Genomic DNA, 13,332 nt, shown 5'->3' with positions numbered 1-13,332 from the left:
GGTTACAGCATCAGGAAGGCGTAGCCTTCGTTCTGCAGCGTCGCCACCGTGGTGCCGCTGGAGATAGTGTGGGTCACGCGCTGATCGATCCAGTCGCGCTGCAGATTGTGAAAGGCCACCGACTGGTCGCAGATCGAGACCTGCACGCCCGCCTTCTTCAGCTCGTCGATCAGTTTAAGGTTAGGGTTATCCACGCCGTAGGCCTTATGGAACTGATCGTTATTCAGCGCCGCCGGCACCGCATCGCTGTTGATCGACACCACGAATTTCAGCTGATCCAGCGGCACGCCTGCGGCGTAATAGAGGTTGGTCACGCGGGCAACGCGCTCCAGACCGAGATTCGGCTGACGAATATCGCCCTCATTGCGGTTAATCTGGAAAACAATTTTATTGCTCAGGCCCGGCACGGTACCGGGTTTAAAAGCGGGCGTGTCGACGTAGTGAATTTTGCCAAAGCCTTCAATTGCAGGCGTACTCCAGAAATCTGCTGGCTGTGTCGGGGTACTGGCAAATTTGCCGCTCACCTTGTCATATAATTCCGGCAGCTGTAATACATTACCGCCAATAAAACCGGCTATCGCTGCCACCACAATATAGGCCGCTGGACGCATCGTTATTCTCCTGCTCGTTATTTTTAAAGTGTGATTACATCTGTAGCCATGCGTAACCCTGATTTTCCAGGGTTGAGACCGTCGTTGGACTGGAGAGCGCATGAACCACTGATTTATCGATCCAGTCGTTGGGGTAATGGTGGAAAGCCACCGACTGATCGCAGACGGAAACCTTCACGCCCAGCTTATCGAGCTGGCTGATCAGCTTGAGGTTGGGGTTATCTACGCCGTAAAACTGTTTGAAGTGGGCGTTATCCAGCATGGCAGGCGTTGCGTCGCCCGTTACCGAGACAACGAATTTCAGATCTTCCGCCGGCACGCCGGAGGCGACATAGAGGTTGACCACGCGCGCCACGCGCTCCAGGCCAAGGTTGACGTCGGTCATGGCGCCGTCGCTGCGGGTGATCTGGAAAACGATCTTATTACTCAGGCCCGCAACCGGCTTAAAGGCGGCATCCGGCTCGTAGTGGATCTTGCCGTAGCCGTCAACGGCGGGCGTGCTCCAGAAGCCGTCGGGATCGCTGGGTTTGGCGGCGAAATGGTTAACGACTTTTTGATAGAGCGCGCCGCTTTGGGTAACGCCCGCGCCAACAGCACCGCCAATAATGGCGATGAGCGCGTAAGATACAGCTGAACGCATAAATTATCTCCGGATAACAGCGTAGTGCTGGTTCACATCCCGAATTGGGTGAGCTATCTATACCACAGCCCCGCCGTGGCAAAAGGGCGCGGCGCTGACCGCCTGCGGTGCGTTAATTGCCAGGTGAACTATTCATTCTGCTAATTGATAAAGGCTTTCGATGGCGAAGCGCGCGCCTTTTAACATTGAAGTGGATCGATATTTATGCAGGGAGTGGCCTTAAATAAAATTAATTAGCCTGAAACTGATACCAGCTATTTATATTTACCGCAGAGGCTTCAGCGGCCATACCATAAAACTTATTGATTTTCGCTTTCGCGCCTTTTGCGCTGATAACGCGCTTTTTTCAGAGTAAGCCTGGAAAAAAACATGCCACATTCAGTTTTTTTGAGTAAATTTACATATCTTTAATTAAAAAGGGTGCTGAGGATCTCGCGCATTTATAATAATGAGCTGCCCTCTCCGGCTCGCTTAAAAAAGCGACGCCTGTTACGGCGCTGCTATACCGGCGTTTCCCTTTTATGAAATAAATGCGCGTTTGGTTTTTCAACGAAAGCGCACCCGCCCGTAACGTTCAATTTTTTGCTGCAAAAGCGTCGCTGTAGCGCAGATTAATAGCGGATCAGACCGTTTCTTTCTTTTAAAGCTCTGGTTAAGATAGGCGCGACGCGTCTTTTACCCTGAAAAAGCACATTGTATTTTCCAGGCCGCAGAGTTTCTCTACAGGATCCAGGCATGTTGAACCGGTTAAAGAAAACGCTACTCGCCGCGCTGCTTCCCACCCTGATGCTGATGCCGCACGCGTCCGCCTGGGCCGACGTCAGCGACTCGCTGCCCGATATGGGCACGACCGCAGGCTCGACGCTCTCTATTGGCCAGGAGATGCAGATGGGCGACTTTTACGTGCGTCAGCTGCGCGCCAGCGCGCCCTTGATCAACGACCCGCTGCTTAATGAGTACATCAATCAGCTCGGCCAGCGACTGGTTGCCCATGCCGATTCGGTAAAAACGCCCTTTCACTTCTTTCTGATCCAGAACGACGAGCTTAACGCCTTCGCCTTCTTCGGCGGCAACGTAGTGCTGCACGCCTCGCTGTTTCGCTTTACCGAGAATGAGAGCCAGCTGGCGTCGGTGATGGCGCATGAAATCTCCCACGTCACCCAGCGCCATCTGGCGCGCGCGATGGAAGATCAGAAGCGCAACGCACCGCTGACCTGGGTCGGCGCGCTGGGCTCGATTCTGCTGGCGATGGCCAGCCCACAGGCGGGTATGGCGGCGCTGACCGGTACGCTGGCAGGCACCCAGCAGGGCATTATCAGCTTCACCCAGGGCAACGAGCAGGAGGCGGATCGCATCGGCATTCAGGTGCTGCAGCGCGCCGGATTCGATCCCGAAGCGATGCCCAACTTTTTACAGAAGCTGGCCGATCAGAGCCGCTTCTCGTCGAAGCCGCCGGAGATCCTGCTGACGCATCCCCTGCCCGACAGCCGTCTGGCGGACGCGCGCAACCGCGCCAACCAGATGCGCCCGGTAATGGTGCAGTCCTCGCAGGATTACTACATGGCGAAAGTGCGCGCCCTCGGCATGTACGCCACCGGCCGTAACCAGCTGACCGACGAGCTGCTGGAGAGCTATAGCCACGGCAACAGCCGCGAACAGCAGGCGGCGCAGTACGGCAAAGCGGTGCAGTTTTTACAGGCGAAAAGTTTCGCCAGCGCGAAAAAGATCATCGAGCCGCTGCTGGCGAAGCAGCCCGACAACGTCTGGTATCTCGACATCATGACCGATATCGATATCGGTATGAATCAGCCGCAGCAGGCGATCGCCCGGCTTAACGCCGCGGGCGCGGCTAAAAACAGCCCGGTGGTACAGCTAAATCTGGCGAATGCTTACGTCGAGGCGAAACAGCCCGCTAACGCCAGCCGCATTCTGAATCGCTATACCTGGGCGCATCCAGACGATGTGAACGGCTGGGATCTGCTGGCGCAGGCGTCGGCGCAGCAGGGACTGAATGATGAAGAGATGTCGGCGCGCGCCGAAACGCTGGCGCTTAACGGTCAGCTCGATCAGGCGATTACTACGCTGAGCAGCGCCAGCGCGCAGGTGCCGGTCGGCAGCCTGAAGCAGGCGCGCTACGACGCGCGTATCGACCAGCTTCGTCAGCTGCAAACTCGCTTTAAACAGTACCAAAAAGGATAATCGAGCATGGTCACCCTTTATCACAACCCGCGCTGCAGCAAGAGCCGCGAAACCCTGGCGCTGCTGGAGGCGAACGGCGTTAAGCCAGAGATTGTCCGCTATCTTGAGACCCCGCCCGATCGCGAGACGCTGCAAATTCTGCTGCAAAAGCTCGGCATGAGCAGCGTCCGGCAGCTGATGCGCACCAAAGAGGAACTTTATAAAACCCTGCGGCTGGAAAACGCCGATGAAGCGCAGCTGCTTGACGCGCTGGCGGCACATCCGGCGCTGCTGGAGCGGCCGGTGGTGATTAACGGCGATCGGGCGCGCATCGGCCGACCGCCGGAAGCGGTGCTGGCGATCCTTTAAAGCCCGAGCGTCTCTTTTACGAAAGGAATGGTGAGTTTGCGCTGCGCGCTGATCGAGGCGTGATCGAGGCGATCCAGCGTTTCGAACAGGGTGCGCATTTCGCGATCGAGGCGTTTCAGCATAAAGCGCCCGACATCTTCCGGCAGTTCAAAGCCCCGCATACCGGCGCGCAGCTGCAGCGCCTGCAGTTTGTCTTCATCGCTCAGCGGCTGCAGACGATAGATCTGGCCCCAGTCGAGGCGCGACGCCAGGTCAGGCAGATTAAGGTTAAGCTGCCGCGGCGGCCGGTCGCCGGTAATCAGCAGCCGGGTTTTACCGGTTTCCAGGATGCGGTTATAGAGATCGAAGATCGCCATCTCCCACGCCTCTTCGCCGGCGATGCACTCGATATTGTCGATGCAGACCAGCGCCAGATGCTCCATGCCGTCCAGCACGTCCGGCACAAACCAGGTGCGCTTATCCAGCGGCACATAGCCGACCGCCTCACCGCGCGCCGACATTTCCGCGCACGCCGCGTGCAGCAAATGGCTGCGGCCACCGCCTTCGCGCGACCAGAAATAGAGATAGCTGCCGTGTTGCTGACTGAGGGCGCCTTTCAGCGCGGCGATAAGCGACGGATTTTCCCCCGGCCAGAAGCTGGCGAAGGTCTCGTCGTCCGGTAAGTAAAGTGGCAGTGACAGTTGTGCCGGCGTGTTCAGAAGCACCTCAAAGAGAACAGGCAAAAAACGGGGCAAGTCTACCACAGTTTTCGCCGGGTGAGGATAACGGGCATCCCTGCCCGCACCGACTCAGTGACCGCCCTTCTCTTCAGCGTCCAGCACCACCTCTTCCGGGCGCAGCAGCGAGATAACGCGGAAGATCAGCGCCAGCAGCACCCCCACCAGCGTTGCCAGCGCCATGCCTTTCAGTTCGGCGGCGCCGATATGTACTTTCGCGCCGCTGACCCCGATGATCAGGATAACGGAAGTGAGGATCAGGTTTTGCGCCTTGCTGTAGTCCACTTTGGATTCGATCAGCACGCGAATGCCCGATGCGCCGATAACGCCATAAAGCAGCAGCGACACGCCGCCCATGACCGGCACCGGGATCGCCTGAATCGCCGCCGCCAGCTTGCCGACGCAGGAGAGCAGAATCGCGATGATTGCCGCCCCGCCGATTACCCAGGTGCTGTAGACGCGGGTAATCGCCATCACGCCGATGTTTTCGCCGTAGGTGGTATTCGGCGTCGAACCGAAGAAGCCGGAGATCACGGTGGAAAGACCGTTAGCGAACATTGAGCGGTGCAGGCCGGGATCGCGGATCAGATCTTTTTTCACGATATTGGCGGTCACCACCAGATGCCCGACGTGCTCGGCGATCACCACCAGCGCGGCGGGCAGAATGGTCAGCATCGCCGCCCACTCAAAGCGCGGCGTATAGAAGGTCGGCAGCGCGAACCAGGGCGCGTTATAGACCGGCGTCCAGTCTACGATGCCCATAGCGAAGGAGAGCGCATAGCCCACGACCACCCCGACCAGTATCGGAATGATGGCGAGGAAGCCGCGAAACAGCACCGAGCCAAAAACGGTAACGGCCAGGGTGACCAGTGAAATAGTGATGGTGGTACCGTCAGCGCTGCTGCCTTCTGCCGGCAGCAGCCCCGCCATATTGGCCGCCACGCCCGCCAGCTCAAGACCGATCACCGCCACGATAGCGCCCATCGCCGCTGGCGGGAACATCACGTCGATCCAGCCGGTGCCGGCCTTTTTCACAATCAGCGCCACGATGCAGAACAGCAGGCCGCACAGAATAAAACCGCCCAGCGCCAGCTCATAGCCAAGCGGCAGCAGCAGCAGCACCGGCGAGATAAAGGCGAAGCTGGAGCCGAGATAGGCGGGAATCTTGCCCTTACAGATAAAGAGATAAAGCAGCGTGCCAACGCCGTTGAACAGCAGCACCGTCGCCGGGTTGATATGAAACAGAATGGGCACCAGCACCGTTGCGCCGAACATGGCGAACAGATGTTGCAGGCTGAGCGGTATGGTTTGCAGTAGCGGCGGACGTTCACTAACGCCGATGGCGCGTCGAGTCATCATTTATCCCCTTAAAATGGTCTGTTTTTGCCAAAAAAAAGCCGACTCTCTGGTCGGCTGATGCAGTTATTTAGTTCCGAAAATTTTGTCGCCGGCATCGCCCAGCCCCGGAATGATATAACCTTTTTCGTTTAAGCCCTGATCGACAGACGCGGTATAAAGCTCAACGTCCGGATGCGCTTTCTCCAGCGCGGCGATGCCTTCCGGCGCCGCCACCAGCACCAGCACCTTAATGCTGCTGCAGCCCGCTTTCTTCAGCAGATCGATCGTGGCGATCATCGAACCGCCGGTGGCCAGCATCGGATCGACCACCAGCGCCAGGCGCTCTTCAATGTTGGAGACCAGCTTCTGAAAATAGGGTACCGGCTCCAGCGTCTCTTCGTCGCGATAGACCCCGACTACGCTGATGCGCGCGCTCGGCACATGCTCCAGCACGCCTTCCATCATCCCCAGACCGGCGCGCAGAATCGGCACCACAGTGATTTTTTTACCTTTGATTTGATCGATTTCTACCGGGCCGTTCCAGCCTTCAATAGTAACGCGCTCGGTTTCCAGGTCGGCGGTGGCTTCATAGGTCAGCAGACTGCCAACTTCCGACGCCAGCTCGCGGAAGCGTTTGGTACTGATATCGTGCTCACGCATCAAGCCCAGTTTATGTTTGACCAGCGGGTGTTTGACTTCCACGATCTTCATTGGTGTTCTCCCGGAATGAGTTGAGCTAAAAAAAAATCGCGGGATTATACCGCCTTTTTGCAAGCGCGCCATATGTCGTTGCGCAATGAGGCGACGTTTCGATCCGTTATTCAAGGATTGATGAAAATCGTCCGGCGCGCAATTTGACCTGGCAATGGGACTCGCAAACGTTTGCCTGCGCTGTTAGAATTGCCGCGCTTTTTGTTAACCACCAACCGCAATCGCGTGGGGATTCCGCAGTGACCGACAAGACCTCTCTCAGCTACAAAGACGCCGGCGTTGATATCGATGCTGGTAATGCTCTGGTTGATCGTATTAAAGGCGTAGTGAAAAAGACTCGTCGCCCGGAAGTGATGGGTGGGCTCGGCGGTTTCGGCGCCCTTTGCGCGCTGCCGCAGAAATACCGCGAGCCGGTGCTGGTCTCCGGAACCGACGGCGTCGGCACCAAGCTGCGTCTGGCGATGGATCTGAAACGCCATGACGCTATCGGCATCGATCTGGTCGCCATGTGCGTGAACGATCTGGTGGTTCAGGGCGCGGAACCGCTGTTTTTCCTCGACTATTACGCCACCGGCAAGCTGGACGTCGAGACCGCCTCTGCCGTTATCACCGGCATCGCCGAGGGCTGCCTGCAGTCCGGCTGCGCGCTGGTAGGCGGCGAAACCGCGGAAATGCCGGGCATGTACCACGGCGAAGATTACGACGTGGCGGGATTCTGCGTCGGCGTGGTTGAGAAATCTGAAATTATCGACGGCTCAAAAGTGCAGGACGGCGACGTGCTGATCGCGCTCGGCTCCAGCGGCCCGCACTCCAACGGTTATTCGCTGGTGCGCAAAATCCTTGAGGTGAGCCAGACCGATCCGCTGACCAAACAGCTGGACGGCAGGCCGCTGGCGGATCACCTGCTGGAACCGACCCGCATCTACGTGAAAAACATTCTGAGCCTGATCGAGCAGGTCGATGTGCATGCCATTGCCCATCTGACCGGCGGCGGCTTCTGGGAAAACATTCCACGCGTGCTGCCGGATAATACCCAGGCGGTCATCGACGAGAAGAGCTGGGAGTGGCCGGTGGTGTTTGACTGGCTGCAGCAGGCGGGCAACGTCAGCCGTCATGAGATGTACCGCACCTTTAACTGCGGCGTTGGCATGGTAATCGCGCTGAGCGCCGCCGAGGCGGACAAGGCGGTTGAGCTGATGCGCGCCGCAGGCGAAAAAGCCTGGAAGATCGGCGTCATCAAGGCGTCAGATGCCGAAGAGCGCGTGGTTATCAACGCATGAAAAAGCTGGTTGTACTGATCTCCGGTAACGGAAGCAATCTTCAGTCCATCCTCGACGCCTGCGCAAGCGGGCGGATTAACGGCAGCGTCGCTGCCGTTTTCAGTAATAAATCGACCGCTTACGGCCTGACGCGCGCGCGCGAAGCGGGCGTGCCGGCCCACGCGCTGGCGGCCAGCGATTTTGCCGACCGCGAAGCGTTCGATCGTCAGCTGATGCGGGAGATCGACGCCTACGCGCCGGATCTGGTGGTGCTGGCGGGCTATATGCGCATCCTGAGCAGCGCCTTCGTCGCGCACTATCAGGATCGCCTGCTGAATATTCACCCCTCTCTGCTGCCGAAATATCCGGGCCTGCACACTCATCGTCAGGCGCTGGAGAATGGCGACGCCGAACATGGCACCTCGGTGCATTTCGTTACCGACGAGCTGGATGGCGGCCCGGTGATCCTGCAGGCCCGCGTGCCGGTCTTCCCCGACGACACCGAAGATGAGATCACCGCGCGCGTGCAGCATCAGGAGCATGCGATCTATCCGCTGGTGATTAGCTGGTTTGTCGAAGGTCGGTTAGCGATGCGTGAAGGTCGGGCCTGGCTGGATAATCAGCCGCTGCCGCCGCAGGGCTACGCGCACGACTAGCCGATGCCCGACGGCTCACTCAGTCACAACGCAGGCGACATCAACTGAAGAGCAAAGCGTCCCGCGACAGGGGCAAAAACGCCGGGCGCGTTTTTGCCCAACCCTGCGCGCTGGCCCGGCAACGGGCGCGCTTCAGGGACGGGGTGCATCGTCGCGCGGGCCGGACGCGCAGGAAGGCAATGGACTTTGCGAGCGGGTGACGACCTGGGTAAGCCCCCTCTGCTAGCCGTAGCGGCCGGTAATATAATCCTCGGTGCGCCGGTTGCGCGGCGAGGTAAAGATGCGATCCGTTTCATCAAACTCCACCACCGCCCCCTGATGCATAAAAGCGGTGTAGTCGGAGACGCGCGACGCCTGCTGCATATTGTGGGTAACCAGCACCAGCGTAAAGTGCTGCTTCAGCGTGGTCATCAGCTCCTCAATCACCAGCGTCGAGATAGGATCGAGCGCCGACGTCGGCTCGTCCAGCAGCAACACTTCCGGTTCAATCGCGATGGCGCGGGCGATCACCAGACGCTGCTGCTGGCCGCTGGAGAGCGTCAGCGCGTTCTGCCCCAGCTGATCTTTCACCTCGCCCCACAGCGCCGCAGCGCGCAGCGCGCGCTCGCACGCCTCGTTCAGCACCCGCCTGTCGCGCACGCCCTGCAGCCGCAGGCCGTAGACGACATTTTCATAGATCGACTTAGGAAAGGGATTGGGCCGCTGGAACACCATGCCGATGCGGCGGCGCAGCGCCGAGAGATCCTGCGACGGCTGCATAATAGCGTGGCTGCCCAGCAGGATCTCGCCCTCAATGCGACAGTTGTCTACCACGTCGTTCATGCGATTAAAGCAGCGCAGCAGCGTCGATTTGCCGCAGCCGGAAGGCCCGATCAGCGCGGTGATGCGCTTCTCAGGGATACGCAGCGAAATATCATGCAGCGCCTGACGATCGCCATACCATAACGAAAGGTGGTTTAGCGTCAGCGCCGTTTCGGTATCGGGCATCATAGTCATCATCTTTTATTGGGTCATCAGGCGATAGCGTTCGCGCAGCCGATGGCGCAGCGCCATCGCCAGCAGGTTGAGCGACAGAATAATTGTCACCAGCAGCAGCGCCGTAGCGTAGACCAGCGGGCGGTCCGCCTCGACGTTGGGACTCTGAAAGGCGAGATCGTAGATCTGGAAGCCGAGGTGCATAAATTTGCGGTCGAGATGCAGCCAGGGAAAAACCGCGTCAACCGGCAGCTCCGGCACCATCTTCACCACGCCCACCAGCATCAGCGGCGCGGTCTCTCCTGCGGCGCGCGCCACCGCCAGTATCAGGCCGGTGAGCATCGCCGGCAGCGCCATCGGCAGCACCACGTGCCACAGCGTCTCCGCCTGGGTGGCGCCCAGCGCCAGCGAGCCCTGACGCAGCGAGTCGGGGATGCGCGACAGCCCCTCTTCGGTGGCGACGATCACCACCGGCAGCGTCAGCAGCGCCAGCGTCAGCGACGCCCACAGTAGCCCCGGCGTGCCGAAGGTAGGATTGGGCAACGCGCGGGAAAAGAAGAGCTGATCGAGCGTGCCGCCGACCAGCCAGACGAAAAAGCCCAGCCCGAACACGCCATACACAATTGACGGCACGCCCGCCAGATTGACCACCGCAGTGCGCACCAGCCGCGTCAGGGCGTTGCGGCCGGCATATTCATGCAGCCAGATAGCGGCGATAACGCCGAACGGCATCACCACCAGCGACATCAGCAGCACCATCAGCACGGTGCCGAAAATCGCCGGAAACGCGCCGCTGTCGCTTTCACCATTTGCGGGCGAATCGCTGACGAAATGCCAGATCTGACGCAGCGCGTGGGTTAGCTTCTGCTGCGCGTTCATGGCGTTAGGACGCCAGGCTTCAACCACCTGTGCCAGCGGAATGGCGTGCTCGCGCCCCTGCGCGTCGCGCAGCATCAGCACGTCACGCTGGCTCTGGCGCTGTAAATCAGCCAGCTGGCTGCTGAGCAGGACGAAACGGCGCTGCAGCGCCGCCTGGTTGGCCTCAAACTCCGACAGCGCGCGCGTATCGAACTGCTGCTGCTGCCGCAGCCGATCGGCACGCGCGTCCAGCGCCGCCAGCTGATCGTTGAGCCGCGTCAGATCGACGTGGCGAATGCGGTTGATTTTATGCAGCAGTTCGCGCACCTGCCCCAGCCGCTGATGCAGCAGCGCATCGGGATCGCGCGCCGTCAGCGCCTCATTATCTTCGCGCAGGCCAGTAAACCAGCCGTAGGCGTTGCCGCCGCCGCGCCGCTGCAGCACCATGACCTCTTTTGGCTGGCTCACCCTCAGCGCTTCGCGCGCATAGATTACGCGGAAATCGGGCGCATCCCAGTCGCGGTTGCCGGTTTTAATCAGGTAGCGATGGAGATGGCTGACCGGCGGCGACGCCCCGCTCTCCGCCGCGGGGGCGGGAAAATGTGGCTGATGCTCAAGGGTTTCCCCCAGCAGCGCCGTTGTCTCCCCTTCCGGCTGCGTCAGCTGGTAGAGATCAACGCGCTGCGGCCAGAAGGCGCGCATGCCCTGCCAGGCCAGCAGCGCAATCAGCAGGGTAAAGGCCAGCAGGCAGACGGCGACCGCGCCTGCGGTCAGCCAGCGCCAGCGGTCGTTTTGTCGCATCGCCTTCATGCCTGGCCCTCGTGCTGGCTGTATCGCTGGCGCAGGCGCTGACGGATCAGTTCGGCCAGGGTGTTGATTATCAGGGTAAAGAGCAGCAGCACCAGCGCGCTGAGAAACAGAATCCGGTAGTGGGCGCTGCCTGCCGCGGCTTCCGGCATCTCGATGGCGATATTAGCGGAGAGCGCGCGCAGCCCGGAAAAGAGGCCACCCTGGCTCTGCGGCGTATTGCCGGTCGCCATCAGCACGATCATGGTTTCACCCAAAGCGCGGCCAAAACCGATCATCAGCGCGGCGAAAATTCCCGCCGACGCCCCCGGCAGCACCACGCGCGTCAGGGTCTGCCACGGCGTCGCGCCCAGCGCCAGCGACCCCTGCCCCAGCGCCGCGGGCACGCTGAACAGCGCATCTTCCGACAGCGTGAAGATCAGCGGCACCAGCGCGAAGCCCATCGCCAGTCCCGCCACCAGCAGGTTGCGCTGCTCATAGTGCGGCAGCCATTCCGCAGCGTCGCGCATCAGAAAGGTCGGGATAATCAGCGTGGCCAGCGTGACAATTAGCAGCAGCGGCAGCAGCAGCATCACCTCGCGTCCCGGCTGGCGCCAGCGCGGCGGCAGATGCCGGCTGAGTGCGCCGCAGATCAGCAGCGTCGCCGCCAGCGTCAGCGGCAGCAGCAAGACGCCGAGCAGCGCCTGGCTAATATGCGGTGCCAGCCAGAGTCCAGCGATAAGCCCGATCACCACGCTGGGCAGCGCGCCCATCATCTCAATCGCCGGCTTGACCCAGCGTCGCAGGCCCGGCGACATAAACCAGGCGGTATAGATCGCCGCCGCCAGCGCCAGCGGCGTGGCGAACAGCAGCGACAGCGCCGCCGCTTTCAGGGTGCCGGTGACCATCGGCATAAAGCTGAACTTGGCCTGATAGCTGTCTGCAGCGTTGGTGGACTGCCAGACCCAGTCCGGCGCGGGGTAGTTCTCATACCAGATTTTTTGCCAGAAGCTGCGCCAGCTCACGTCCGGCCAGGGGTTGTTAATGCGCAATAGCTGCCAGCTGCTGGCGCGCTCCAGCAGCAGCGCGTCGCCGCGCGGCGAAAACGCGGCATGCTCGACGCCCGCCGCCAGCTGGCGCTGCAGGATCGGGCCTGGCTGCTTGCTGGCGAAGAGCGCCAGCGCGCCGTCAGGCTCCAGGGTAGCGAAGACGCGGCGCTGCGGTTCCGTTACCACGGCGGCGGTCGGGCTGCTTCCGGCGAAGGTGCGGATTTCATGCAGCCGCGGCCCTTCCGCCCCGGCGATAGCGAACCACTGCGTTACGCCGCGTCCATCCTGAATCAATAAACTGCGCCCGCTCGCCAGCAGATGCAGGCTGCGCGGCGGCTGCGCCAGCGTCACGGTTTCGCGCAGCGTCGCGCGATCGTCGTCGAGCTGCCAGACGCGCAGCACATCGCCTTCGCTGGCATAGAGCAGATCGCCCTGCGGCGACAGCAGCAGATGGTCGGCATGGGCCTGCGGCAGATCCACGGCGCGCGGCGCCTGCTGAGGGGCCAGCGTCAGGACGCTGAGGCCCCTCTCGGTGACCAGAGCAATACGCCATCTGTTTTCGTTCAGCGTCGCCAGCGCCATCGCGTTCACCGCGCCGCCAGGGAGCCGCAGCGGCGTCTCGCCGAGCGGGAAGCGCCATTCGCCGTCGACGGGCTGCAGCAGCGTCAGCGCGCCCTGGGCGCTGAGCAACAGGGTGCGCCGGTCGGCGCTGCTGACCGCCCGCTCAGGCGCTGGACGCAGCATCAGCGGCGCTTCGGCGGGCTGCCCGTTAAGCGGAATAAAGCGCGCCGCGCCGTCGCGTCCGATACGCCAGCCGCGATCGCCCTGATTGCCGATTATCAGCGCCGGCTCGCTGTCCCACAGCTGCTGCGCCGCCTGCTGATGAAGGCCAGGCGCAGCGAACAGCGGCAGGACCACCCAAATCAACCAGAAAAAGAGCAGCAGCATCAGCAGCAAAATAGCGATGCCGCAGGATGTGACCAGACGCCGCGTAAAACGATCGATTGCGCGGCGACGGCGGTCGCTGAAGTTGACGGGAATATGCTTTAGGCTCATGCGGCTCTGAATGAGATCGGTATTAAGCCGCTATGTTGCCCGTAGCTGGTTGATAAGACAACTATTGGCGTTGGACAAGGTTGCCATACTCTCGCCATAATGTTGATGGACACTGGTTCTTTAAGTCCTG

12 protein-coding genes are annotated in these 13,332 nt (G+C 60.7%); 4 read left to right on the top strand and 8 right to left on the bottom strand.

Features of this window, described 5'->3' with window-relative positions; translation table 11 throughout:
• Positions 1 to 2: 2 nt before the first annotated feature.
• Entirely contained in the window at positions 3 to 611 is a 609-nt protein-coding gene (locus tag LB453_RS07590) for a DsrE family protein (protein ID WP_103794328.1), read from the bottom strand.
• A gap of 34 nt (positions 612 to 645) precedes the next feature.
• Positions 646 to 1,251 (bottom strand): DsrE family protein, encoded by a 606-nt coding sequence (locus LB453_RS07585; protein ID WP_103794329.1) that lies wholly within the window; start codon positions 1,249 to 1,251, stop codon positions 646 to 648.
• A 735-nt stretch (positions 1,252 to 1,986) separates the two neighbouring features.
• On the opposite strand from LB453_RS07585, the gene LB453_RS07580 reads away from it, so the two are divergent.
• Positions 1,987 to 3,450 (top strand): tetratricopeptide repeat protein, encoded by a 1,464-nt coding sequence (locus LB453_RS07580; protein WP_103794330.1) that lies wholly within the window; start codon positions 1,987 to 1,989, stop codon positions 3,448 to 3,450.
• Positions 3,451 to 3,456: 6 nt separating this feature from the next.
• Positions 3,457 to 3,798, top strand: coding sequence for an arsenate reductase (glutaredoxin) (arsC, locus tag LB453_RS07575; protein WP_103794331.1), 342 nt, complete (start codon positions 3,457 to 3,459; stop codon positions 3,796 to 3,798).
• Here the strand turns inward: arsC and hda are convergent.
• From hda to upp, 3 genes are all read right to left on the bottom strand, one after another.
• Entirely contained in the window at positions 3,795 to 4,496 is a 702-nt protein-coding gene (hda, locus tag LB453_RS07570; protein WP_224481766.1) for a DnaA inactivator Hda, read from the bottom strand. The genes arsC and hda overlap by 4 nt on opposite strands.
• Positions 4,497 to 4,586: 90 nt before the next feature.
• On the bottom strand, positions 4,587 to 5,870 hold the full coding sequence (gene uraA, locus LB453_RS07565; RefSeq protein ID WP_103794332.1) for a uracil permease: 1,284 nt from the start codon (positions 5,868 to 5,870) through the stop codon (positions 4,587 to 4,589).
• 66 nt (positions 5,871 to 5,936) lie between these two features.
• Entirely contained in the window at positions 5,937 to 6,563 is a 627-nt protein-coding gene (gene upp / locus LB453_RS07560) for a uracil phosphoribosyltransferase (RefSeq protein ID WP_103794333.1), read from the bottom strand.
• Between the two features lie 239 nt (positions 6,564 to 6,802).
• Between upp and purM the strand changes: the two genes are divergently transcribed.
• Positions 6,803 to 7,843, top strand: a complete 1,041-nt coding sequence (gene purM, locus LB453_RS07555; RefSeq protein ID WP_103794334.1) for a phosphoribosylformylglycinamidine cyclo-ligase — start codon at positions 6,803 to 6,805, stop codon at positions 7,841 to 7,843.
• On the top strand, positions 7,840 to 8,478 hold the full coding sequence (gene purN / locus LB453_RS07550) for a phosphoribosylglycinamide formyltransferase (RefSeq protein WP_103794335.1): 639 nt from the start codon (positions 7,840 to 7,842) through the stop codon (positions 8,476 to 8,478). Before purM ends, purN begins: the two co-directional genes overlap by 4 nt.
• 222 nt (positions 8,479 to 8,700) lie before the next feature.
• Here purN and pstB read toward each other — a convergent pair whose 3' ends face one another.
• Genes pstB through LB453_RS07535 form a run of 3 tightly spaced genes read right to left on the bottom strand, consistent with a single transcriptional unit; the run spans position 8,701 to position 13,202 of the window.
• Positions 8,701 to 9,468: a phosphate ABC transporter ATP-binding protein PstB gene (pstB, locus tag LB453_RS07545; protein ID WP_103794336.1), complete on the bottom strand. Its 768-nt coding sequence runs from the start codon at positions 9,466 to 9,468 to the stop codon at positions 8,701 to 8,703.
• Between the two features lie 12 nt (positions 9,469 to 9,480).
• Entirely contained in the window at positions 9,481 to 11,121 is a 1,641-nt protein-coding gene (pstA, locus tag LB453_RS07540; protein ID WP_103794337.1) for a phosphate ABC transporter permease PstA, read from the bottom strand.
• Positions 11,118 to 13,202: an ABC transporter permease subunit gene (locus LB453_RS07535; protein WP_103794338.1), complete on the bottom strand. Its 2,085-nt coding sequence runs from the start codon at positions 13,200 to 13,202 to the stop codon at positions 11,118 to 11,120. Before LB453_RS07535 ends, pstA begins: the two co-directional genes overlap by 4 nt.
• Positions 13,203 to 13,332: the final 130 nt, after the last annotated feature.

Origin of the sequence: Pantoea agglomerans, from assembly GCF_020149765.1 — a bacterium.
Lineage (GTDB): Bacteria > Pseudomonadota > Gammaproteobacteria > Enterobacterales > Enterobacteriaceae > Pantoea > Pantoea alvi.
Note: the sequence above shows the minus strand (reverse complement) of the source record. Positions and strands in the feature narration are given on the sequence as shown.